The sequence below is a fragment of the Pseudomonadota bacterium genome (assembly GCA_034189865.1).
Classification (GTDB): domain Bacteria; phylum Pseudomonadota; class Gammaproteobacteria; order UBA5335; family UBA5335; genus JAXHTV01.
Window position 1 is genome coordinate 87037 of sequence record JAXHTV010000002.1, and the last position, 22806, is coordinate 109842.

The 22806-nt window shown below is 57.7% G+C and carries 16 protein-coding genes; 13 read left to right on the forward strand and 3 right to left on the reverse strand.

Going from position 1 to position 22806, the window contains the following annotated elements:
* The first annotated feature begins 163 nt into the window (after positions 1-163).
* The 5 genes from SVU69_01475 to glgP all read left to right on the forward strand — a co-directional run bounded on the left by SVU69_01475 (position 164) and on the right by glgP (position 8184).
* Complete coding sequence (locus SVU69_01475) at positions 164-1267, forward strand: efflux RND transporter periplasmic adaptor subunit (protein ID MDY6941666.1); 1104 nt, start codon at positions 164-166, stop codon at positions 1265-1267.
* The gene (locus SVU69_01480; GenBank protein ID MDY6941667.1) at positions 1252-3231 is read left to right on the forward strand and encodes an ATP-binding cassette domain-containing protein; all 1980 of its coding nucleotides are present in this window, start codon (positions 1252-1254) and stop codon (positions 3229-3231) included. Before SVU69_01475 ends, SVU69_01480 begins: the two co-directional genes overlap by 16 nt.
* Positions 3228-4364 carry an ABC transporter permease gene (locus SVU69_01485; protein MDY6941668.1) on the forward strand — a complete coding sequence of 379 codons (1137 nt, stop codon included), beginning with the start codon at positions 3228-3230 and terminating at the stop codon, positions 4362-4364. The genes SVU69_01480 and SVU69_01485 overlap by 4 nt, the downstream gene beginning before the upstream one ends.
* A 20-nt stretch (positions 4365-4384) precedes the next feature.
* Positions 4385-5491 carry an ABC transporter permease gene (locus SVU69_01490; protein ID MDY6941669.1) on the forward strand — a complete coding sequence of 369 codons (1107 nt, stop codon included), beginning with the start codon at positions 4385-4387 and terminating at the stop codon, positions 5489-5491.
* 134 nt (positions 5492-5625) lie between these two features.
* The gene (gene glgP, locus SVU69_01495; protein ID MDY6941670.1) at positions 5626-8184 is read left to right on the forward strand and encodes an alpha-glucan family phosphorylase; all 2559 of its coding nucleotides are present in this window, start codon (positions 5626-5628) and stop codon (positions 8182-8184) included.
* 37 nt (positions 8185-8221) lie between these two features.
* Here glgP and malQ read toward each other — a convergent pair whose 3' ends face one another.
* The 3 genes from malQ to glgC are packed head-to-tail and all read right to left on the reverse strand — an operon-like array spanning position 8222 to position 12660.
* On the reverse strand, positions 8222-9745 hold the full coding sequence (gene malQ, locus SVU69_01500) for a 4-alpha-glucanotransferase (protein ID MDY6941671.1): 1524 nt from the start codon (positions 9743-9745) through the stop codon (positions 8222-8224).
* Complete coding sequence (locus tag SVU69_01505; GenBank protein MDY6941672.1) at positions 9711-11396, reverse strand: glycoside hydrolase family 57 protein; 1686 nt, start codon at positions 11394-11396, stop codon at positions 9711-9713. The genes malQ and SVU69_01505 overlap by 35 nt, the downstream gene beginning before the upstream one ends.
* Positions 11386-12660: a glucose-1-phosphate adenylyltransferase gene (gene glgC / locus SVU69_01510; protein ID MDY6941673.1), complete on the reverse strand. Its 1275-nt coding sequence runs from the start codon at positions 12658-12660 to the stop codon at positions 11386-11388. The genes SVU69_01505 and glgC overlap by 11 nt, the downstream gene beginning before the upstream one ends.
* Positions 12661-13042: 382 nt before the next feature.
* Here glgC and glgB point away from each other — a divergent pair, with 382 nt between their 5' ends.
* The 8 genes from glgB (at position 13043) to ccoG (ending at position 22802) form a co-directional block, all read left to right on the forward strand.
* On the forward strand, positions 13043-15238 hold the full coding sequence (glgB, locus tag SVU69_01515) for a 1,4-alpha-glucan branching protein GlgB (protein MDY6941674.1): 2196 nt from the start codon (positions 13043-13045) through the stop codon (positions 15236-15238).
* Positions 15231-16739, forward strand: coding sequence for a glycogen synthase GlgA (gene glgA / locus SVU69_01520; protein ID MDY6941675.1), 1509 nt, complete (start codon positions 15231-15233; stop codon positions 16737-16739). Before glgB ends, glgA begins: the two co-directional genes overlap by 8 nt.
* Before the next feature lie 1195 nt (positions 16740-17934).
* Positions 17935-19365, forward strand: coding sequence for a cytochrome-c oxidase, cbb3-type subunit I (gene ccoN, locus SVU69_01525; protein MDY6941676.1), 1431 nt, complete (start codon positions 17935-17937; stop codon positions 19363-19365).
* A 20-nt stretch (positions 19366-19385) separates the two neighbouring features.
* On the forward strand, positions 19386-20000 hold the full coding sequence (gene ccoO / locus SVU69_01530) for a cytochrome-c oxidase, cbb3-type subunit II (protein MDY6941677.1): 615 nt from the start codon (positions 19386-19388) through the stop codon (positions 19998-20000).
* Positions 20001-20002: 2 nt separating this feature from the next.
* A complete protein-coding gene (locus tag SVU69_01535; GenBank protein MDY6941678.1) occupies positions 20003-20182 on the forward strand; it encodes a cbb3-type cytochrome c oxidase subunit 3 in 180 nt (59 codons plus the stop codon).
* A complete protein-coding gene (gene ccoP, locus SVU69_01540; protein MDY6941679.1) occupies positions 20179-21090 on the forward strand; it encodes a cytochrome-c oxidase, cbb3-type subunit III in 912 nt (303 codons plus the stop codon). Before SVU69_01535 ends, ccoP begins: the two co-directional genes overlap by 4 nt.
* Before the next feature lie 6 nt (positions 21091-21096).
* Positions 21097-21399, forward strand: coding sequence for a hypothetical protein (locus SVU69_01545; GenBank protein MDY6941680.1), 303 nt, complete (start codon positions 21097-21099; stop codon positions 21397-21399).
* A complete protein-coding gene (gene ccoG / locus SVU69_01550; protein ID MDY6941681.1) occupies positions 21396-22802 on the forward strand; it encodes a cytochrome c oxidase accessory protein CcoG in 1407 nt (468 codons plus the stop codon). The genes SVU69_01545 and ccoG overlap by 4 nt, the downstream gene beginning before the upstream one ends.
* The last annotated feature ends 4 nt before the right edge of the window (positions 22803-22806 follow it).

Below are 22806 nucleotides of genomic sequence, written 5' to 3' on the forward strand. Positions count from 1 at the left end.
GCGCTTGATCGAAATCAGATCATCCGACCGCGCGTCCAACGGGTTTGAACCTGCATTGCGGGGATGTGTCCAATAGCGGTCCGATGGACGGACCGACGGCGCAATGGCTATTCTTGGCCAAACCGACGGGCCACAACCACGAATAACTGGATCCTATCGAATCATGCCTTCACAACGAACCCGTACCAGCGTCACCGTTCTGTTGGTCATCGCCGTTTTAGCGATTGTCATATGGATCGGTTGGCGTGCAACGCCCCAAGCCGTTCCGGAAGGCCTGTTGGTGGCCAGCGGTCGAATCGAAGGCCGTATCACCACCATCGCGCCCAAAGTCGCCGGACGCGTTTTGGAATTGTATGCGGACGAAGGCGAAAGCGTGGTGAGCGATCAGGATCTCATCGCGTTAGATGACGAAGCGCTCCTGGCCCGAGTCGACGCGGCCGAGAGCCAGGTTGACGCATTGGAAAAACAACTCTCCGCAGCAAAAACCCGTTTCGATCTGCTCTGTTGCCAAGTCCCGCTGGAAATCGAAACCACCCAAGCGGCACTGCTCGAAGCCAAGGAGCGATTGGCCCGCCTGCGAGCCGAAGCGGCCCAGGCTCGGAAAGACGCCGAGCGCTTGCAGAAGTTATTGCAAGACCGGATGGTTTCGCCGCAGATGGCCGAGCAGGCGGAACTGGTCGCGCAGGGCAAACAAAACGCCGTCAACGAGGCTGAAGCGGCGGTGGTCAGAACGGAGCGTCAGTTGGAATTGGCGCGCCTGGGAGAGCGTCGCATCGCTGCCTCCGAAGCGGAACTGGAGGCATTTAAGGCACAGCTTCGGCAAGCGCAGGCTACACTGGCCGAACAAACAAGCTACGCCAACGAACTGCGCATCCGCAGCCCCGTGAACGGAACCCTGCTGACGCGCAATGTGGAACTCGGCGAGCGGGTCGTTCCCGGCATGGCGCTTTTCACGCTGGTGGATCTAAACCAGCTCTACCTCAAAATTTACGTGCCCGAACCGAGACTGGGACAGATCACGCTGGGACAAAGCGCCCGCATCTTTGTGGACGCCTTCCCGGACCGATATTTCGATGCCAAGGTCAGCAAGATTGCGCAGCAGGCAGAATTTACGCCCAAAAACGTGGAAACACGGGAAGAGCGAGTCAAGTTGGTATTCGCCGTTGAATTAGCAATCGCCGAGAACCCGGAAGGCGTCCTGAAACCCGGCATGCCGGCCGATGCAGTGGTCCGTTTGGAAGAGAACATCGAATGGATGAAGCCCTGACGGGCCAAGGCGCGCAAACGGTTGTCGCAGTCGACAAGCTGCGCAAGACCTACGCCCGGGGAAAAATTGTCGCGGTCGATGAGGTCTCGTTCGCCATCCCACGAGGCACCATATTCGGTCTAATCGGACCCGACGGTGCCGGTAAGACCAGCATTATTCAGATGCTCGCCGGCGTGCTCAAGGCAGATGACGGAACCGGCTCCGTGGCGGGGCGGGATGCCATCAACCGGCCGGAGTCGGTCAAACCGATCGTCGGATACATGCCCCAAGGTCTGGGCTTGAATCTTTATGACACGCTTAGCGTGGAAGAAAATCTGGAGTTTTTCCGAGATCTCCGGCGCATCCCACCGGACGTGTTCGCGGTCAACCGGGAGCGTTTGCTGGAGATGACACGCCTGGCACCGTTTGTAAACCGGCTTGCCGGACAACTCTCCGGCGGCATGCGCCAAAAGCTGGCGCTGCTTTGTACGCTGGTGCATTTACCCGACATTTTGTTGCTCGATGAGCCCACAACCGGCGTCGATCCCATATCCCGGCGCGATTTCTGGAACATTGTCGTCGAGCTGGTAGCGGAACGTCGTGTGACGGTGCTACTAACCACCGCCTATATGGATGAGGCCGAGCGCTGCCAGCGCATCGCCCTGCTCCATCAAGGACGAGTCATCGACCAAGGCGACCCCATGAAGATCACCGAACCGTTGGAGGGGCGCCTGTTCAGTATCCTGGGTGCCTCGGGGGCACGCGCCGCGGCCTTGGCCCGCGCCACCCCGGGAATCGAATCGTGCCACCAGTCCGGTCGAAACCTCCAGTTGCTGACACACGATGGATTAGCGGACGCCCGGAAAGCAGCCGCCCGCATCGGCACCGAAAATACGGCCGTGGTCGCAACCCCGCCCAGCTTGGAAGACGTCTTCATTCACCGCCTGGCCGAACGGCAACCGGCGGACGTTGCAGGCCCCGTGTCACTGAGCCCCGCCTTGACCGTCGAGTCACCGGTCGTCCCTCGGTCCAATCGGGATGCCGTGGTGGTCGAGGAACTGACGTGCCGATTCGGTGATTTCGTGGCGGTGGACCGCGTCAGCATGACCATCGGTCGCGGTGAAATCGTTGGCTTGCTGGGGCCAAACGGCGCGGGCAAAACCACACTCATCAAGATGATCTGCGGTCTGATTCGCATGGACGGCGGTCGAGCCGAGATCGACGGCATCGATGTGGCCAAGGGTAATCATGAATTGCGGCACCATTTCGGCTACATGTCCCAACGCTTCTCGCTCTATCCCGACTTGGACGTTCGCGGCAACCTCGCCTTGTACGCAGGCCTTTACGGACTGAAGCGTTCCCAACGAACAGAAAGAATCAACGCCCTTTTGGAAGCCGTCGAACTCGAGTCCTACGCCGATCGGCCCACCCGTGCGCTACCACTCGGCCTGCGCCAGCGGCTGGCCTTGGGCACGGCGCTGCTCCACAATCCGCCGATTCTTTTTCTGGACGAACCCACTTCCGGCGTGGATCCCGTGGCACGCCGGCGGTTCTGGGATACCGTTCACTCTCTGGCGGAGGATTCGGGTGTGACGGTTCTGGTCTCGACCCACTATATGGACGAGGCCGAACATTGTGATCGACTGGGATTGATGGCTTCGGGGCGCCTGATCGCATTGGATGCCCCCCAAGTGCTGACCGACCGAGCCGCGGCAGCCGGCGGGCCTCTATTGACCGTCCATGCCGAAGATTTTGCCCGAACCTTTCAGTTGGTTCGCGAGCACATCCCCAGTGCCATGCTCTACGGTCGCCGAATCCAGTGGCAATCCACCGCTCCGGCCGAAGAGCAAGCACGTATCGCCACGGCACTTACCCAAGCGGGTATCGATGCAGCGATTGAACAGGCCAACCTTTCCATGGAAGAAACCTTCGTGCACTTCATTCGCAGCGCAGAAAATCGCACGATAGACAAAGGTGCGTCGTGAAATCAGCTGGTGTTTTCGCCATCGCTCGGAAAGAGACGCGCGAACTGCTTCGCGACCCCATTTACCTGGGACTGGCGTTCGCCGTACCGATGATGTTGCTGCTGCTTTTTGGCTACGGCTTGAGTCTGGACGTCAAACACCTCCCCCTGGTTTTTCTGGACGAAGACCGCACACCGTTCAGTCGGGATTACATGGACAGTTATGTCCATTCCGATTATTTCGAAGCCTTGGCGGTCGTCGGCGATGAAGCCGCCGCCCGGGAACTGTTACAAACCGGCGAGGCGCGGGTCATCATCACCATTCCCCCCGGGTTCGGACGCCATATCAGCGCCGGAGAACCGGTCAGTGTGGCCGTGGAAGTGGATGGGTCTTACCCCACGCGGGCCGAAATCATCTTGGGTTACGTCGAAGCCATCAACGGCTTGTATAGCCAGAAACTGATTGATCGGCTGATCGCCACCCGACCCGAACTGGGACGCCTGGGCTTACCCGTCCAAGCCGATATGTCGATCTGGTACAACCCGTCTTTGGAAAGCATCAACGCCATTGTGCCGGGTATGGTGGTACTGATCATGATGATGTTCCCAGCCATACTCGGCGCGCTGTTGGTGGTTCGGGAGAAAGAATCGGGCACGATCTTCAATCTTTACGCCTCCCCGGTCAGGCGGTGGGAAATACTGGCTGGCAAGGCCTTGCCTTACATCGGTGTGTCCATGCTCGACTATCTGCTCATCTATGTGATGAGCCTGTATCTGTTCCAGGTGCGGTTCGTCGGTAGTTTCTGGCTGCTGACGGCCGCCGCGACACTCTATGCCACCTGCACCATCGGTTTGGGACTGCTCATTTCCGTACTCACCCGAACGCAACTGGCCGCGATGTTGATCACGTTCCTGGTGACCATCACACCGGCGTTCAACTATTCGGGGTTCATCACCCCCATCGCCAGCATGGATGAAACCGGACAATTCATCGCTCACTTGATACCCGCCACGTATTTCATGCGCATCACACGCGGCAGTTATCTGAAGGGTCTGAACCTGGAGCAGGTTTCCTTCGATTTGGCTGCTCTCGCCATCTACACCCTCATCGTTTATCTCATCGCCTGGGCGATGCTACGCAAGAGGATCGGCTGATGTGGGGCCGGATGGCGTCCATGGTCACGAAGGAATTCGGTCAATTACTGAGGGATTGGCCAATCCTGGGAATTTTGCTCTGGACATTCACCGGTCAGGTGATCGTCGCTGGCAATGCGGTTCAAATCGAGGTTAAAGATTTTCCTTTCGTTGTCGTCGACCATTGCCGCTGCGCACTAAGCCGCGAGTTGATCGAGCGCGTGAGGCCACCCGAATTTAAGTTTGTCGGTTACCTGGCCAACGAATCCGAGCTGGAAAGCGCACTGAACGACGGCGATGCGACGTTGGGGGTGATTATTCCGCCCGAATTCGCCCGCCAAGCAGAAAGCGGACAAGGCCGTTTCCAAATCATATTGGACGGTACGCAATCGCAGTCCGCCACGCTCACAGCCGCTTACTTGAGCGCCATCACCCGAGATTTTTCCATTGAACTGCTACAACGCCAACAAGCTCCGGACCCCAGATTGATGGAGGCAATACCCAGCGTTGAGCCTCGGATCCGGGTCGCGTTCAACCCCACCATCGACGGTAGCTGGTTCGCCAGTTTGCTGGAACTGTTCGAGGTGACCACGATGGTGGCCATGCTCCTGACCGCAGCGGCGTTGGTTCGCGAAAAATCCCAGGGCACCCTTGAGCAAATACTGGTCACGCCGCTGCGGCCGGCGGAACTGTTTGCCGCCAAGATTCTCCCCACCATCGCCGTGGTGTTATTTCTCATGCCGGTATCGCTATTCGCCATCGTGGTGGGGATCTTTCATACCCCCTTGCGGGGAAGCTTGCTGCTATTCTTCAGCGTGACTGCGGTCTATGTCTTCTCCGTGGCGTCGCTGGGGATTCTCATTGCCGTCTTTGCCCGAAATATCGCTCAGGCCATGTTGCTGTTACTGCTCATTTTATGGCCCATGGTGTTTCTGTCGGGCGCGTTTACACCACCGGAGAGCATGTCCCCCTGGATGAAGTACCTCAGCACGATTTCGCCTTTGCGTTACTATATGGACTTCGGATATCAGGTTCTGTTCAAGGGCAACGGAATCCGCTACGTGTGGCAGGATATCCTCGGAATCGTGATACTGGGAACGCTCATCTTCAGTGCCGCGGTTTGGCGTTTCAGAACCCTGGTTCGGTAAAACATCTTGGACGAACGACCGCCGCGCAGATCAACATGACGCCGTTGGGTCCCGACCCGAGCCACTACAGCTCCACTTCAACTCAGGGCCGGCCAAGAGCCGTTGCATTTTCATCTTTAAGGAGATGATCGCTGATGACACCCAAACGTTACTCGATCGAGGTTCAGGCACGAATCCCAGAAGCCTTGGCTGGATTAAACCAGTTAGCCGGGAATCTGCTCTACAGCTGGGATCGTAGGGTACGAAGGGTTTTCCGGCATATGGACCCCGAACTTTGGGATGCCTGCGGCCATAATCCCAAGGTGTTTTTACGCTGGATATCGCAGCAGCGCCTGGACGTGCTGGCACAAGACAAATACTTCCTGGAAGAGTATCAGTACGCGCTCGCCGTATTTCGCAGCTATCGCGAACAAACCCGCAAGCCGCATCGTGACATCGGCCGTCAGCTCGATCCTGACACCGATCTTATCGCCTACTTTTGTGCGGAATTCGGCCTGCACGAGAGCCTTCCGGTCTACTCCGGCGGCCTGGGGATCTTGGCCGGAGATCACTGCAAAGCCGCCAGTGACCTCGGCCTGCCCTTCGTTGCGGTCGGATTGATGTATCACCAGGGCTATTTCATTCAGACCATCGATGAGAGCGGAGAGCAAAAAGCCCACTTTCACCCGAACCGATTGGAAGATTTGCCCATCCAACCCGCCACTGGCGGCGGCGACGAGCAGGTGCACGTGGAAGTCCAGCTGCCCGGCCGAACGGTTCGGGTGCGCATTTGGGAGGCCCAGGTCGGCCACCTGAAACTGTATCTCCTGGATACCGATGTGGCGGGCAATCGCGACCAAGACCGTGCCATCACCTATCAACTCTACGGGGGCGACCGAACCAATCGGCTAGCCCAGGAAATCGTTTTGGGCATCGGCGGGGTGCGTGCCCTGCGGGCATTGGGCCACACCCCCACGGTTTGGCACATCAATGAAGGCCATGCGGCATTTCAAATCCTGGAACGCACCCGAGAACACGTCTCGGAAGGGACGCATTTCGATACCGCCCTGGAATTGGTCTCGACCACTACGGTTTTCACCACGCACACGCCCGTGTCGGCCGGCCATGATTTGTTCGATCACGGGCTGATCGAACATTATCTGGGTTACCTCGCAGAAGAGATGAATATCCCTCGTGCCACCCTACTGGCACTGGGAGAATCTCCGGGCAACACCGGTCAGTTCAACATGACGGCACTGGGTCTTAGAGGCTCCCGCCGTCACAATGGTGTCAGTGAAATTCACGGTGGTGTGGCATCGAAGATGGAGGCCTATCATTGGCCGCAAGTGCCCCCGGAAGAAAACCCCATCGGATTCGTCACCAACGGCGTACATGTATCCACCTTCCTGGCCCGGGAATGGGCGATGATGCTCGACACCCGTTCTCACGGCTGGCGAGACCGTCTGATGGATCAGAAATTCTGGAATCAATACATCGATTCCATCCCCGATCAAAGCTTTTGGAATCTTCGACAGAATCTCAAGTCGGAGACCCTGGCCTACGTGGCACAAGTTCTTAAAAACCAGTACACCCGAAACCGGATCGGCGCAGCCCACACCGAGCGGTTGCTCGAGGGGCTTTCCGGCCACGGCAACCTTCCCTTGGTGATTGGTTTTGCCAGACGTTTCGCAACCTACAAACGGGCCACGCTGCTGTTCCGCGATCCCAATCGGCTATCGAAGCTCGTCAATGCCGCGGACCGCCCCGTGGTGCTTTTGTTCGCAGGGAAAGCACATCCGGCCGATCAACCCGGGCAAGACTTGATTCGCGTGATCACCGATTATGCGGAGCAGCCCGAGTTCGCCGGCAAGTTATTCTTTATCGAAAACTATGATCTGGCATTGGGCCGAAAACTGGTCGCGGGTGTGGACGTTTGGCTGAACAACCCCCAGTATCCCCTTGAGGCATCGGGAACTTCCGGTCAAAAGGCCGGGATCAACGGCGTACTTAATGTGAGCGTATTGGACGGATGGTGGGCGGAGACCTTCAACGGCGAAAACGGATGGGGAATTACGCCGCATAGCGACTGGGAACCGGAAATGCGCGACCGACTTGAATCAGGTGACCTGTTAGACATCCTGGAGCGGGAGGTCATTCCCTTGTATTTCGCGCGGAACGATGCCGGCTATTCGGAAGGCTGGGTGCACAAATCCAAATCCGCCATGAAAAGCATTCTGACCCGCCACAACGCCCAACGGATGCTGACGGATTACCTGCAAGATTACTATCTTCCCGCCATACGTCACGGCAAACGGCTGGCCGCCGACGGCGCACAGCGCGCTCATCAACTCACGTCCTGGAAACATCGGGTAAAACAGGCCTGGCCCGAAGTGCGTATCGAACGTTTGGACACGCCGGAAACCACCATACAAGCGGGTGGAAAACTCTCCATTCAGGTTCGAGCGCGTTTGGGAGGCCTCTCGGCCGATGACGTGCGCATGGAATGCGTGGTGGGCCGCGAAGACAAAGCCGGTCAGTTTCTACGGCAAACGTGCTTTAAGCTGGAACCGACCAAAAAAACCGACGGCGAGACGGTGTTCACACTGGAAGAACCTATCGCCGATAATGGCTTATTCAGCTACGAGATTCGGATTTTTCCTTATCATCCGGATCTGGCGCACCCCTTCGAAACAGGCTGCATGCTGTGGCTTTGAGCAAGCTGATCGGACGACAGGGACAAACGATACCGTTCTAACATCGCCCGTAAGTTTCCAGGAGACGGCGGTATCGGCTCGCGAGCTCGGGCGTTAACGCCGTCTGTTCAAATCGCCATGCCCAATTGCCCTTGGCTGTGCCGGGCGTATTCATTCGTCCCTGACTATCCAGTCCGAGCACGTCTTGCAGAGGAAGCATGGCCAATCGGGCGACGGACGCGAGCGCACAGCGGTTGAGGCCTTCTGGCACACGCATATCGGCACAAGCGCCCAGATAGCCGATCACACGCGATTTGAGTTGGTCGCTGACACCCAGCCACCACCCAAGGGTGGTGTCGTTGTCGTGAGTCCCGGTGTAGACGACCAATTGCGGCACATGGTTGTGCGGGAGATGGGGGTTGGCCGCATCGCTGTCGAACGCAAACTGAAGCACCCGCATTCCGGGAAGCCCCAACGCGTCACGCAGCGCATCCACTTCAGCGGTAATAAATCCCAAGTCTTCCGCAACCAGCGCAATGTCCCCGGCTTGCTCGCGCAGGCAGTCGAACAGCTCCCTTCCCGGGCCAGGTGTCCACTGGCCGTTGATGGCTGTCTTGGCGCCCGCCTCGACGGCCCAGGCCGATTCGAATCCGCGAAAATGGTCGATACGGATGAGATCAAACAACTCTCGTTGGCGCCGCATCCGCTGAATCCACCAACTATAGCCGTGGGATGCCAGCCAATCCCATCGATATAGCGGCATATTCCACAGTTGCCCATCGGCCGAAAAATAATCCGGTGGAACACCCGCAACCTGGGTCATGCGGCCGGCTTCGTCGATATGAAAATTTTCCCGTGCGGCCCATACGTCGGCACTGTCATGGGCCACGAAAATCGGCAGATCGCCGAACAAGTAGATACCGCGGGCATTGGCATAGTGTTTCAACGCTGCCCATTGGCGATCGAACACAAACTGCTCGAAACGAATTTGGGCCAGCGCATCGGCCAAATCCTCGCGGGCATTCACAAGTGCGGCCTGGTCGCGATCACGCAGCGCCGCAGGCCACTCATACCACGGAGCTCGCTCGACATCGTGAATCGCCTGGTAGAGGGCATAGTCCTCTAACCAGTAGGCCTGTTCTTCCAGAAAGCGCTGATAAGCGGTCCGTAGCTCCGGGGCCGCCGAGCGCTCGAAGCGCACCCGCGCGGTGTGCATGGTACGTCGGTGACCGGGCTTTGCTCCCATGCGTTCCGTCGCCGTGATTTCTGAGGCCTCCACGAGCCCCCATTGCACGAGCCCCTCCACACTGATGAGGCTCGGCTCGGCAGCGAAAACGGAGCATGACTGGTAAGGGCTACCGGTACTATCGACGGGACACAGCGGCAGGGTCTGCCAGACAGAAAAGCCGGCTTGGGCGAGAAAATCGGCAAAACGATAAGCGGCGGAATCGATCTCTCCACTCGGTCCGGGACCGGGCAATGAGCCGGGATGTAACAAGACCCCAGCCCGCCGCTGCTGCAGAATATCCGCAACGCCGTCCACCATGTCAGTGAGCTGGCCGCATGCTTGAACCCGTCCCACCGCTCATGCCTTTGGCAAAAACGTAAGAGAGATAATTTGGAGCGGAACGCCCCAAACATTGATATAAGGCCGACAGATGAAGCCGGAGCAGCCGCTCAAACTGAGAAACCGCGGATTCGGGATTGTTGTCCCCCAGCCACCAGAACCAATCCGACGCCTCACACCAAGCCAGTTGTTTTTCGGCGGCCGCAACGGCCTCTGGTGACAGGGTACCGGCTGCCATCACTTCGTCGTAGATGCGTTTGGCGTCAACCAACATGTCCCACGCCCGATTCTTTTCCGGATCGCCGATCCAGGTCGCAAAGTTACCGTAGACCCAACTGCCGGAAACCAAACGCTCCAGGGGATGACATGCCACGTCGGTTTGTTCAAGACATTCGGAAAATGTCGTCAATTCAATAGCCGGATGAGCAACCAACGCCCGATACAGCCCACTGAGAAAGTAATAGGCGTTTTCGTGGTAATACTCCCACGCATTTTCGCCATCGAGAATGATGGAAACCACCCGACCTGGCTTGACATTGGACGAGCGCGCCAGCGTTTCCAATTCATGGACCAAATTCGCCACGGCATCATCGGCATGCCAGTCCCGATAAACGAAACCAATCTTGTCGGACAGGCCATCGTCGCGAAAAAAACACGCCGGAGAACCGCCCAGCCGATACGGCCGATGCAACTCATTGGTTCCCAGGTGGCTATGCCCCAGACTGTTGTGAAGCACGCCTTGGCCGGTTGCGGTCCATTTGAATCCCGCTTCGCCCAACAACTCCAAAGTACGCGGACAGACACCGCCTTCTGCCGGCCAAACACCGGCCGGGATGTATCCGAAATGGCGTCCAAAGACCTCTTTGGAGTGCTCAATTTGCCAGCGCGCCCGCGCCTCGCCTCCGGGATAGGACGGACTGAGCGGTAAGGCGACATTGGACATCGTCTCACGTGCGCGATCGAAGCCCAACAACAACGGGATAATGGGATGACTGAACGGCGTCACCGACAACTCAATCTGACCCCGCTGAGCCAAGGTGCGATAACGGGGGATGATTCCGCCCATCAAGTCCGCCATCAGCCCCAGTAGCTCTTGACGGTCATTCAACGTGAAATTCCGTCCCTGCGCCATCAGTCGCTGAGCGGTGGCATCCTCACGCCGCACGGTCTCTCCCAACCACGCCAGGTGATACCAAACGACCAAATCAATGAGAAATTGATCGTTCAGGTAAATCAGGCCCTCAGGATGCCCGATTGCCCAATCGGCAATCGAGGCCAATCGGGCGAAGGGTGGAAAACGATCAATCAGACGTTTGCGATCCGCCCGCAAACATGCTTTGACAAGCGACAAACGCGACTCGTCGCTACCCACGGAAACAGGATGCGCCAGTGCCGCAAGTAGCGGATCGTGGACGTTGTCCTGCCCCCTTGCGGCGGATGCCATTTGCTTGGCGTAGTCTTCAATCTGCTCCAGCAACACCGGGGTAAAGTTGACCACGGCCTTGGCTTCCGGCACGGCCTCGAGGTGGGCCGCCATATCCACATAGTCTTTAAGACCGTGCAGATAGGTCCATGGCGATTGAAAGCGTCCTCCAATGGGATCTTGATATGGCGGCTGGTGCATATGCCAGCAAAGCACCACTCGCAAAGCCGGATTACCGGACATAGGGCAGTTCCTGTCGCAACATTTCGGGCGTCACTAATACCACCCCTTCAGGACTTACGTAAAAGCGTTTCGCGTCGTCTTCGGGATTTTCGCCGATGATGGTGCCCTCCGGAATATGGCAACCGGTTTCGATAATCGCTTTGCGAATCAGGCAATCCGGCCCGATCACCGCCTCGGGCAAAACCACCGTATCTTCAATCAGGGTCCGCTCCGCCACCAGCACGTTGGAAAACAACAGCGAATGACGCACCACGCCGCCGGAGACGATACATCCGCCGGCAACCATGGAGTCGATGGCGATACCCCGGCGATCATCGTCGTCGAACACGAATTTGGCGGGTGGCGCCTGTTCCTGATATGTCCAGATGGGCCAAGACTTATCGTATAAATCGAGCTCCGGCGTAACGCCGATGAGTTCCATGTTGGCCGCCCAGTAGCCGTCCACCGTTCCCACGTCACGCCAATAGGCTTGACCGCCGCGAACGTCATCGCGAAACGTGAAGGCAAACACGCGATGCCCTTCGCGGACAGCGCGTGGCAAGATGTCTTTGCCGAAATCGTGACTGGACTTCGGGTCGTCCGCGTCTTCCTCCAACATCCTCAGAAGGTAGTCCACGTCGAAAACATAGATCCCCATGGAGACCAGTGCTTTCTCCGGCGCACCCGGAACGCTGTTCGGCTTCTTGGGTTTCTCCTGAAACTCGCGAACCCACCCTTTCCCGTCTACCCCCATCACGCCGAACGCGGTGGCTTCGGCAACCGGCACCTCCAGACAGGCCACCGACACGTCGGCCTCTCGGCTCACATGCTGCCCAAGCATGGTGCCGTAGTCCATTTTGTAGACGTGATCGCCGCCAAGCACCAAGACGAATCGAGGACGGTGGGTTTTGATGATATCGAGATTCTGATACACGGCATCGGCGGTTCCACGATACCACCACTGCTCGTTGACCCGTTGCTGAGCCGGAATGATCTCAATGAACTCGCCGAATTCTCCTCTCAGGAACCCCCAGCCCTGGTGTAAATGGCGGATCAAAGAATGCGCCATGTACTGGGTCAGCACCCCCATTCGGCGGATGCCTGAATTCATGCAATTGGAGAGCGGAAAATCAATGATTCTGAACTTCCCTCCGAACGGAACGGCGGGTTTTGCGCGTCTGATGGTCAGGTCTTCGAGTCGGGAACCGCGTCCTCCGGCGAGAATGAGCGCGAGTGTGTCTTTGGTAACTAAGCTAATGAAGCGTTGAGAAGTTTCGACTTCCATTCCGTTCCTCGAGCGGTGTTGGGTCGCGTTTGACAAGGACGATCCAAGCCAGCGGCAAGAAATACAGGGTGATTATTCCGTTTACGTTACGACCTCCGCAGCAGTATTCAAAAACACGTTCGCAAACTCCGTCTTGACATGTATCAATGGAGTAGAACGCTCTACTACGCGACTCGTGAGATAGGATTCACCTACCACCGGCATGTGGGTATGATGCTCAAAGTAACAAACAACCTCTGCGACCACACGATAGGGAGTTCTCCCGGAAACGTGCTCGGGGCGGAAAACCGAAACCTCACACCGTAGCGCCGAGTGCCTGTTAGCAGTATCCAATACTTCCATCGGCCGCTTCAACGCTTGCGACAGAAGCCCAAAGGACAGCATGAAGACCGAAATCGCGCCCACATTGCTGCACGCTCAGGATCCCGACTTACTCCGCCTCGTCGAGGCACGCCATTACAACCCGCTGCACATACTCGGTCGACATCCGAGCGACGACGGTGTGACCGTCCGAGTCTTTTTGCCGTTGGCTAAAGAAGTCTGGCTGGAACCCGAGCACCGCCTGATGCATCGTATTCCAGGAACCGATCTGTTCTATTGGACCGGGCCGGCAGATACCGTGGCAACGCACCCGGAAATTCGGTGGATCGACCAATGGGATCATCTTCATCAACACGTCGACCCCTATTCCTTCCCGCCCCAATTGGACGAATCGGAACTCGCCGCTTTTCATCACGGAGAACATGTCCAAGCTTGGCGATTGCTAGGAGCCCAGCATCGAGTGGTCGATGGCGTTGAAGGCACCCTGTTCGCCACTTGGGCTCCCAATGCGGAACGGGTCAGCGTGGTGGGCGACTTCAACCGCTGGGACGGCCGTCGTCATCCGATGTGTTCCCGAGGCTACAGCGGAGTCTGGGAGCTATTTATACCGGGTCTAGAACCGGGAGCGCTCTACAAATTCGAAATCCGTAACAGTCTTTACGGAACGATTCACGTCAAAACCGACCCCTACGCCCGCTGCTACGAGTTGCGACCGAGCACGGCTGCCCGGATCACGGGCGAATCCAGTTACGAATGGGGCGATGACCAATGGCTGGCCGGCAGGGAGGGTTGGCAACACAGCCCCATGTCGATCTACGAAGTCCATCTCGGGTCATGGCAACGGGCCAATGACGGCGGTTTTTTGGGCTATCGTGAACTGGCCGATCGACTGGTCGAGCATGTGAGTGGATTGGGTTTCACCCACATCGAACTGCTACCGGTGACCGAACACCCGTTCGACGGCTCGTGGGGCTATCAAACCACCGGCTACTTCGCACCCACATCCCGTTTCGGTGAGCCGGACGATTTTCGCTACTTCGTGGATCGAATGCACCAGGCCGGTATCGGTGTGTTGTTGGACTGGGTCCCGGGCCACTTTCCAAAAGACGACTTTGCCCTCGCCCGGTTCGACGGCAGCGCGCTTTACGAGCACGAAGATTCGCGGCGCGGGGAACACCGCGAGTGGGGCACCCTGGTGTTCAACTACGGACGTTGCGAAATCAAGAGCTTTCTGATTTCCAGCGCGCTGTATTGGTTAAAGGAATACCACATTGACGGTTTGCGGGTGGATGCAGTGGCCTCCATGCTGTATCTCGACTACTCCCGCGAACCCGGCGAATGGCTGCCGAACCAGTTCGGCGGCAACGAAAACCTGGAGGCAGTCGAATTCATGCGAGAACTCAATATCGTCACCCACCGGGAATGCCCCGGGGCCGTTATCGTGGCGGAGGAATCCACCGCATGGCCGCAGGTCACCCGCCCGACTTATCTCGGCGGCCTTGGATTTTCCATGAAATGGAACATGGGCTGGATGCACGATACCTTGCGCTATTTCAGCAAGGATCCCGTCCACCGCCATTACCATCACAACGATCTGACCTTCGGGCTGTTGTACGCATTCACCGAGAATTTCGTCCTGCCGTTCTCGCATGACGAAGTCGTTCATGGCAAAGGTTCGATGTGGCAGAAGATGCCGGGTGACGAATGGCAAAAGTTTGCCAATTTGCGGCTGCTTTATACCTACATGTTCACCTATCCCGGGAAAAAGTTGCTGTTCATGGGCGCCGAATTAGCTCAACCGTGGGAGTGGAGTCACGACACCGCCATGCCATGGCACTTGGCGAACGACCCTGCCCGCACCGGCCTGCAACGGCTTCTGGGCGATCTGAATCGTCACTACCGCGCGCTGCCCGCACTTCACCAGTACGAATTCGAAGAACGCGGTTTTTCCTGGATCGACTGTCACGACGCCAGCCAATCGGTTATCAGCTATATCCGCAAGACGGGCGAGGAATTTCTGGTGATCGCACTCAACTTCACACCTGTCCCACGCGAAAAATACCGCATTGGTGTTCCTGCGGCAGGCGACTATGAAGAGCTACTCAATTCAGATGCCGAATGTTACGGCGGAAGCAACCTGGGCAACGGCGGCCATCTCAATGCGACGCCCGAGCCGTGGATGGGGTATCCCGCATCAATGGAGTTAACGCTCCCGCCGCTGGCAGGCGTCGTTCTTCGTCTGACCAACCATGGCTAAAACCATCGCCGTTAAAAAGCCAGCGCGCGCGCCGGTCACCCAACGAACGAAAGTGCTTTTTGTCACCAGCGAAATGCACCCATGGATCAAAACCGGCGGATTGGCCGACGTCGCAGCGGGGCTCCCGGCCGCATTGAAGGCCCTGGGGCACGATGTTCGCGTCTTGTTACCTGCCTACGGCGACATCCTGGCTCAAGATCATGCGTTTCGTGCGGTGCCCGGATTCCGGGCACCGGAGCCGGAAGAGGTGTCGCTGATCACCCCCGCTAAATCGGACGGGGGCCCGAAAGTTTGGCTGCTCAAAGCGCCGGGTTTCAGCGATCGGCGGGGCAACCCCTATCATGACGGCGGTGGCAACGATTGGCCCGACAACGCCAGCCGGTTTAACACCTTGGCAAAAATCGCCGCCGACATCGCCGGCAATCGAGCGGGGCTCAAATGGCAACCCGACGTCATCCACTGTAACGACTGGCAGACGGGGCTGACGCCGGTTTGGATGTTTCTGCGGCGCATCAACGTGCCCGTGGTTTTCACGATTCATAACCTTCATTATCGGGGGCTATTCCCCCGATCCTGTCTGGAAACGCTGCACCTGCCCAGTTGGCTGGATCATGCCGACGCTTTGGAGTTTTACGGGAATATCTCGTTTATCAAAGGCGGCTTGGTATTCGCCGATCTCCTCAACACGGTCAGCCCCACTTACGCGGCGGAAATACAGTCTCCCGAGATGGGTCATGGACTCGATGGCCTGTTAGCCCATCGTTCAAATGATCTAAGCGGTATCTTGAACGGCATCGATCACGACCTTTGGAATCCGCAGCAAGATCCTTTACTCACGACGACTTACGACGTCGATCACCTGGAAGGGAAAGCGATTGCCAAAACCGACCTCCAGCGGGAGGTGGGCCTGGAGCCTCGTACCGACATTCCCTTGGTAGGTCTGATCGCCCGCTTGGTTCCGCAGAAAGGCATCGATATACTCATCGAAGCCTTGCCCGGCATTATGGATTTCCCGGCACAGATGGTGGTTCTCGGGAGCGGCGAAGCGCATATGGAGTGGCTACTGAACGAGGCGGCACAACGTTATCCCGGTCGGCTGGCCGTCCGGGTGGGCTTCGACGAGGGTCTCGCCCACCGAATCGAAGCCGGCACCGACATGTTTCTCATGCCATCTCGGTTCGAGCCTTGCGGACTGAACCAACTTTACAGCCTTCGTTACGGCACGCTGCCCATCGTCCATCGCTGCGGCGGATTGGCCGACAGTGTCATTAACACGAACCCCACGACGCTCGAATCGGGGCATGCCACCGGGTTCGTATTTGATGAACCCAGCCCAGGTGCGCTTTATCACGCCGTCGAGCGTGCCGTCGGCCTCTACCGCCAGCCGGAGATCTGGCGAGGTATCGTTCGCAACGCCATGCAACAAGACTTCGGTTGGTCACGAAGCGCACAGGAGTATGTTGCGTACTATCGACGCGCCGCGGACAAACTACGCCAGTAAAGTGCTTCGCAGATCCGGTTTTCGCTCCCGACACCACGGTATTCAGTACGGAAACGATGACGCGCCGCCCCGAACGCCGTGCACTATCACGAAACACGCGTACATAAACTTGACCCGTGACAGCGCATCGCCCCACCTCAACCGCCGGGCCCATCCAAGCGATCCACACTTCAAAAATGCCCCTACGCCACCTATCCATAAACGGTCTGATCCCGCAATTGTCGCGGCGTTAAAGTTTTCTTCACATCGTTCAGATAACGTTTTGTGGGCACCATGAACCGCCGCTCCAGTTCTGGTCTCATATTTGCTTGAAAAATCCGGTGTGGGCAGGACACTGGGTTAAACAACCTGGATCCGCCACCACCCGACTTCAGATCACCGGGTTCAGTCGTGATTGATATTCGGATTTGACTCACCTTCGGCACGGAGGCTCAGCCATGCGACGCGGCTCACAGTTTGCGAAGATTTACGAACAGCGTATTGCCGACCTAGAGATCACCCAGTTTGATTCAACCCGCCGATGGGCGGTATGGAATGACCAGCAGCGATGTGGCAGCGTCACCTGTTTCCGCACCGATGTTCGGTATAGCTGCGAGAAAACCAACTGCGCGTGGCGAGCCGAATGTATGACGCTTCGAGCCGAGTGGAAACGCTGACGAGCCGGTTGGTTGCCATTGGGATCCGTCAGGATCTTTGACCAGTTCCAACTTTGAGCAACATTGTCCGTCGTCAGCGACGGTTCGCCTTTTGCGCTACCTTCATGCTGACGACGGCGTGGTCACCGATCACGCCGTCGTCGTTTCTGCGAGTAACGCCGCCTCACCCCATCTCCGCCGAATCACATAAGCTGATGGGCACCCATTCGATCCAGCCAATCAAGACCGCACGCCCAGTTGGCAGATCGGGCAATCCAAGTTAAAGTGCCCGCCGTTTGTCGGCGCTCTAGCACAAATCGCAGCTCACCCATGCGGCCCGTGCAATAGCCGCCCACCCGAAGGCGTCAACTTTTACTACGCTATGTCTATTAAGACTTTACGCTCGTTGCCGCTCTTAGGGGTTGATCCCATCGGGTTTTGGTGACTGATTTGACCCAAATCAACTGACTGTGGGCCGCATCCGCGGACAATAGTCACGCGCCGGAAACCCGTAGCGCATCCTCCATGCCCGCGTCACTCAACAACAAAACGGGAACACCATGCAACGAAGCAACACGTACAATGACCTGGTCGTCCGCCAGTTCACGATCATGACGGTCGTCTGGGGTATCGTCGGTATGACCGTCGGCGTCCTCATCGCGGCCCAACTGTATTGGCCCGCGCTGAACTTCGATGTCCCGTGGCTCAGCTATGGGCGCCTTCGTCCGCTCCACACCAACGCCGTCATCTTCGCCTTTGGCGGTTCGGCGCTTTTCGGAACGTCCTACTATGTCGTCCAGCGGACCTGTCACACACGGCTGTTTTCAGACCGTTTGGCCGCGTTCACCTTTTGGGGTTGGCAAGCCGTCATCGTGTTGGCTGCGATCACCCTGCCGTTGGGCATCACGGAAGGCAAAGAATATGCAGAGCTGGAATGGCCCATTGATTTGCTGATTACCGTGGTTTGGGTGGCCTACGCCGTCGTTTTCTTCGGCACGCTGGTTAAAAGACGCGTCAAGCATATTTACGTGGCGAACTGGTTTTACGGCGCGTTCATCCTCACGGTGGCAGTACTGCACATCGTCAACAATATCGCCCTGCCCGTTTCACTGACCAAATCTTATCCGGTGTACTCCGGCGCCGTGGACGCCATGGTTCAGTGGTGGTACGGACACAACGCGGTGGGCTTTTTCCTGACGGCCGGCTTCCTGGGGATGATGTACTACTTCGTACCCAAACAAGCAGACCGCCCCGTTTATTCCTATCGGCTGTCCATCGTGCATTTCTGGGCCTTGATTTCCATTTACATGTGGGCCGGCCCGCATCATCTCCACTGGACCGCGCTACCCGATTGGGCGCAATCGCTGGGTATGGTGTTCTCGTTGATTCTGCTGGCGCCGAGCTGGGGCGGCATGATCAACGGCATCATGACCCTTTCCGGCGCCTGGCATAAGCTCAGAACCGACCCCATTCTCAAATTCCTCATCGTGTCGTTGTCGTTCTACGGGATGTCGACCTTCGAAGGTCCGATGATGTCCATCAAGACCGTCAACGCCCTCTCCCACTACACCGACTGGACCGTCGGCCACGTACACTCCGGTGCGCTGGGCTGGGTTGGCTTCGTCACAATGGGTTCGCTTTATGTGCTGATTCCCCGGCTCTACGGCCTGAAGGAGATGTGGAGCGTTCGGCTCATCGACTGGCATTTCTGGATCGCCACCATCGGCGTCGCGGCCTATGCAGGCTCCATGTGGATCGCCGGCGTGATGCAAGGTCTCATGTGGCGCGCGGTGAACCCGGACGGCACCCTGACCTACACCTTCATCGAGAGTCTGAAAGCGACCTACCCCTACTATGCGGTCCGCCTCCTCGGTGGTCTGCTGTACCTCACCGGCATGCTCATTATGGCTTGGAACGTCTACAAGACGATTCAGTCCGCCTCGAAACCCGAGCCCGTCGCCGTGCCTCAGCCTCACCCTGAAGCCGCCTAAGCCCGCGCCGGAGAACGTCAATGTCGAAACAACACGAAATAGTCGAAAAAAACGCCGGCCTGATGGCCGTTCTCATTGCCGTCGTGATCAGCATCGGCGGGCTGGTGGAGATCGTGCCGCTGATGTTCAGCGCCAACACCACCGAGCCGCTTGAGGGCGTTAAACCCTACACCGCCTTGCAGATCGCGGGGCGGGACATTTATGTCCGCGAGGGTTGTTACAACTGTCATTCCCAGATGGTTCGTCCTTTCCGGGCGGAAACGGAGCGCTACGGACACTACTCCCTGGCCGGCGAATTCGTCTACGACCGACCGTTCCAATGGGGTTCCAAGCGTACTGGCCCGGACTTGGCTCGCGTGGGCGGACGCTACTCCGACCTGTGGCATGAAACGCATCTCAACAATCCCCGGGATGTCGTCCCGGAATCCAACATGCCGGCCTACCCGTGGCTGTCGAAGCGAACGGTCGACGGCGAATCCGTCGCACGTCGAATGAAGGCGCAAGCGACCTTGGGAGCCCCCTACACGGAAGCAGACTTAAACGGAGCCGCCGCCGCGGTTGAGGGCAAAACGGAAATGGAGGCGTTGATCGCGTATCTCCAAGGGTTGGGCACCGCAGTGACCAAGCGGAGGTAGATGTGAACATCGGCAACCTGATCGGTTTGGTGACCTTGGTACTCATGGTGTTGTTCATCGGCATTGTGGTTTGGGCTTACAGCAAGCGGCGCCGCGAGGATTTTGACGCCGCTGCCCGGCTACCACTGGATGACGACACGGAATACGAAAAACGAACTCCGCCAGAGGCTTCGGAAAAATGAATAGTTTTTGGAGTGCATTCATCATCGTCCTGACCCTAGCGAACATTCTCGCCTGCTGGTGGTTGATTCGCTGGACCTCGAAACGCGAGCCGGGCGAAACGGCCGAAACGTCCACCACCGGACACGTGTGGGATGGGGACTTGACCGAATACAACAACCCCTTACCGCGCTGGTGGCTCTATATGTTCCACCTCAGTATCGTGTTCGGTTTAGCGTATTTGGTCTTTTACCCGGGACTCGGTCATTTCTCCGGCCTGCTGGGTTGGACCCAGGTCACCGCATATGAACGGGAGTTGGCGGCGGCGGAAGATCGTTATGGCCCGCTCTATGCCCAGTACGGGGCGACGGAGATCACGGCCCTAGCCCAGAACGACGATGCCATGGGTACCGCGTCACGTTTGTTTGCCAACAACTGTGCGGTTTGTCATGGTTCGGACGCTCGCGGCGCTCCGGGTTTCCCCAATCTCACAGACGACGCCTGGCTCTACGGCAGTGATCCGGCCGCGATCAAAACCAGCATTTTGAATGGACGTAGCGGAGTCATGCCGGCGCTTGGTGCCGGGCTGGGAGAAGACGGTACTCGCCAAGTGGCCAATTACGTCATGTCACTATCGGGCAACGCACCGGATCCGGAATCCGTGGCGGCCGGTCGAGACAAGTACATGATGTTCTGCGTCGCCTGCCATGGACCGGAAGCGAAAGGAAATCCAATGCTCGGCGCACCGAATCTCACGGACGACGCGTGGCTTTACGGAAGCTCATTGGCTGCCATCATTGAAACCATCAACAGCGGCCGAAACGGCATCATGCCCGCCCATAAGGACCTGTTAGGCGAGGACCGGAGCCATCTGTTGGCCGCTTATGTTTATAAGCTATCGGGCGGCGCAACCGCTGCCGGCACGGAATAGTACGCTGTGAGAAACCCGGAAAGTAACAGCATCGAAATGGGCCCGATCGCTCGGGCCCTGGCAGCCGTTTTGTGGCCAGCCTTTATGACTTCGGTGATCGCAACAGCGGTATTTTTCGCCAACGTCGATCCCGAGACTTTGCGCCTGGCTACCTTTCCGGAGTGGGAGATCAGCCAAGAGCTCGGCTACACCCTGGGATTTTTCATGTTCTGGGCAGTCACCACCCTTTCGAGTTTTCTCACGCTGGTATTGGTTCAACGCGGCTCTAACAACCGGACATCGCGAAGTTCGGAGCGAGGGCAGTCATGAAAGTCACCCCGTTGAAGACAAAGGCGACTGAATCTTCCGACAGCGGACAATCGATGTATGCCGCTCGGGAGAAAATCTACCCCCGCGAAGTCAGCGGACTGTTTCAGAATCTGCGCAAGCTCGCGGTGATTGTGGTGCTTGGCGCGTTCTATACCCTTTGCTGGATTCCGTGGGGCGACCGCCAGGCGATGTTATTCGATCTGCCCGCCCGGCGATTTCATATTTTCTGGTTTACGTTCTATCCGCAGGACTTCTTCTATCTCGCAGCGCTGCTGGTACTGGCGGCCGTGGCCCTATTGTTTTTCACCTCACTGGCGGGTCGTCTATGGTGCGGTTATACCTGTCCGCAAACCATGTGGACGGAAATTTTTCTTTGGATGGAACGCTGGACCGAAGGACCTCGCGCCAAGCGTATCAAACTGGATAAAGGGCCGTGGACCCGCGAGAAGATTGTTCGTAAAACCAGCAAGCAATTCCTCTGGATTACCTTTTCCCTGTGGACCGGCTTCACGTTCGTGGGGTACTTCACCCCAGTGACAGAGCTGTGGCACAAGCTGCTGATGCTCAACATGGGTCCGTGGGAAACGTTCTGGGTGATTTTTTACGGCTTTGCCACCTACGGAAATGCAGGCTTCATGCGCGAGCAGGTCTGTATGTATATGTGCCCATACGCGCGGTTCCAAAGCGCGATGTTCGACCGTGACACGTTGGTGATCTCCTACGACCAGGATCGCGGTGAGCCGCGCGGCAGCCGGCGGCGTGGATCGGATCCCCAATCGCAAGGCTTGGGCGACTGTATCGACTGTACCTTGTGTGTTCAGGTCTGCCCCACCGGCATCGATATCCGTGACGGCTTGCAGTACGAGTGTATTGGCTGCGCGTCCTGCATCGATGTTTGCGACCAAGTGATGGACCGGATGGGATATCCCAGGGGGCTGGTACGCTACACCACGGAAAACGCCGTCGACGGCAAACCGACGCGGATCATTCGTCCACGCACCGTACTATACGGGTTGATTCTCGCACTGGGATTGGGAGCAACCACTTACTCCATCCTCAACCGGCCGACCGTGTCCATGGACGTGATTCGTGATCGCAACACCTTGTATCGGGTCGTGGATGCCGGCTGGATCGAGAACGGCTATTTGCTCAAAGTGAATAACCGAACCGATGCGGACCACACCTACCAGCTGAGCGCTTCAGGCATCGAAGGCATCTTGGCGGAGACCGATCCGCCGATCATCACGATCCGGGCAGGAGCCGTCGAACCGGTACCGGCACGGGTCCGTGTGCCGCCGGGAACCGTCGAAGGTCCGGCGAATATCGTGCTAACGTTGGAAAGCATCGATGCCGAGAACACCGCGATCAACGAAACCACCCGATTCATTGCGCCGGTAAACTAAGCCT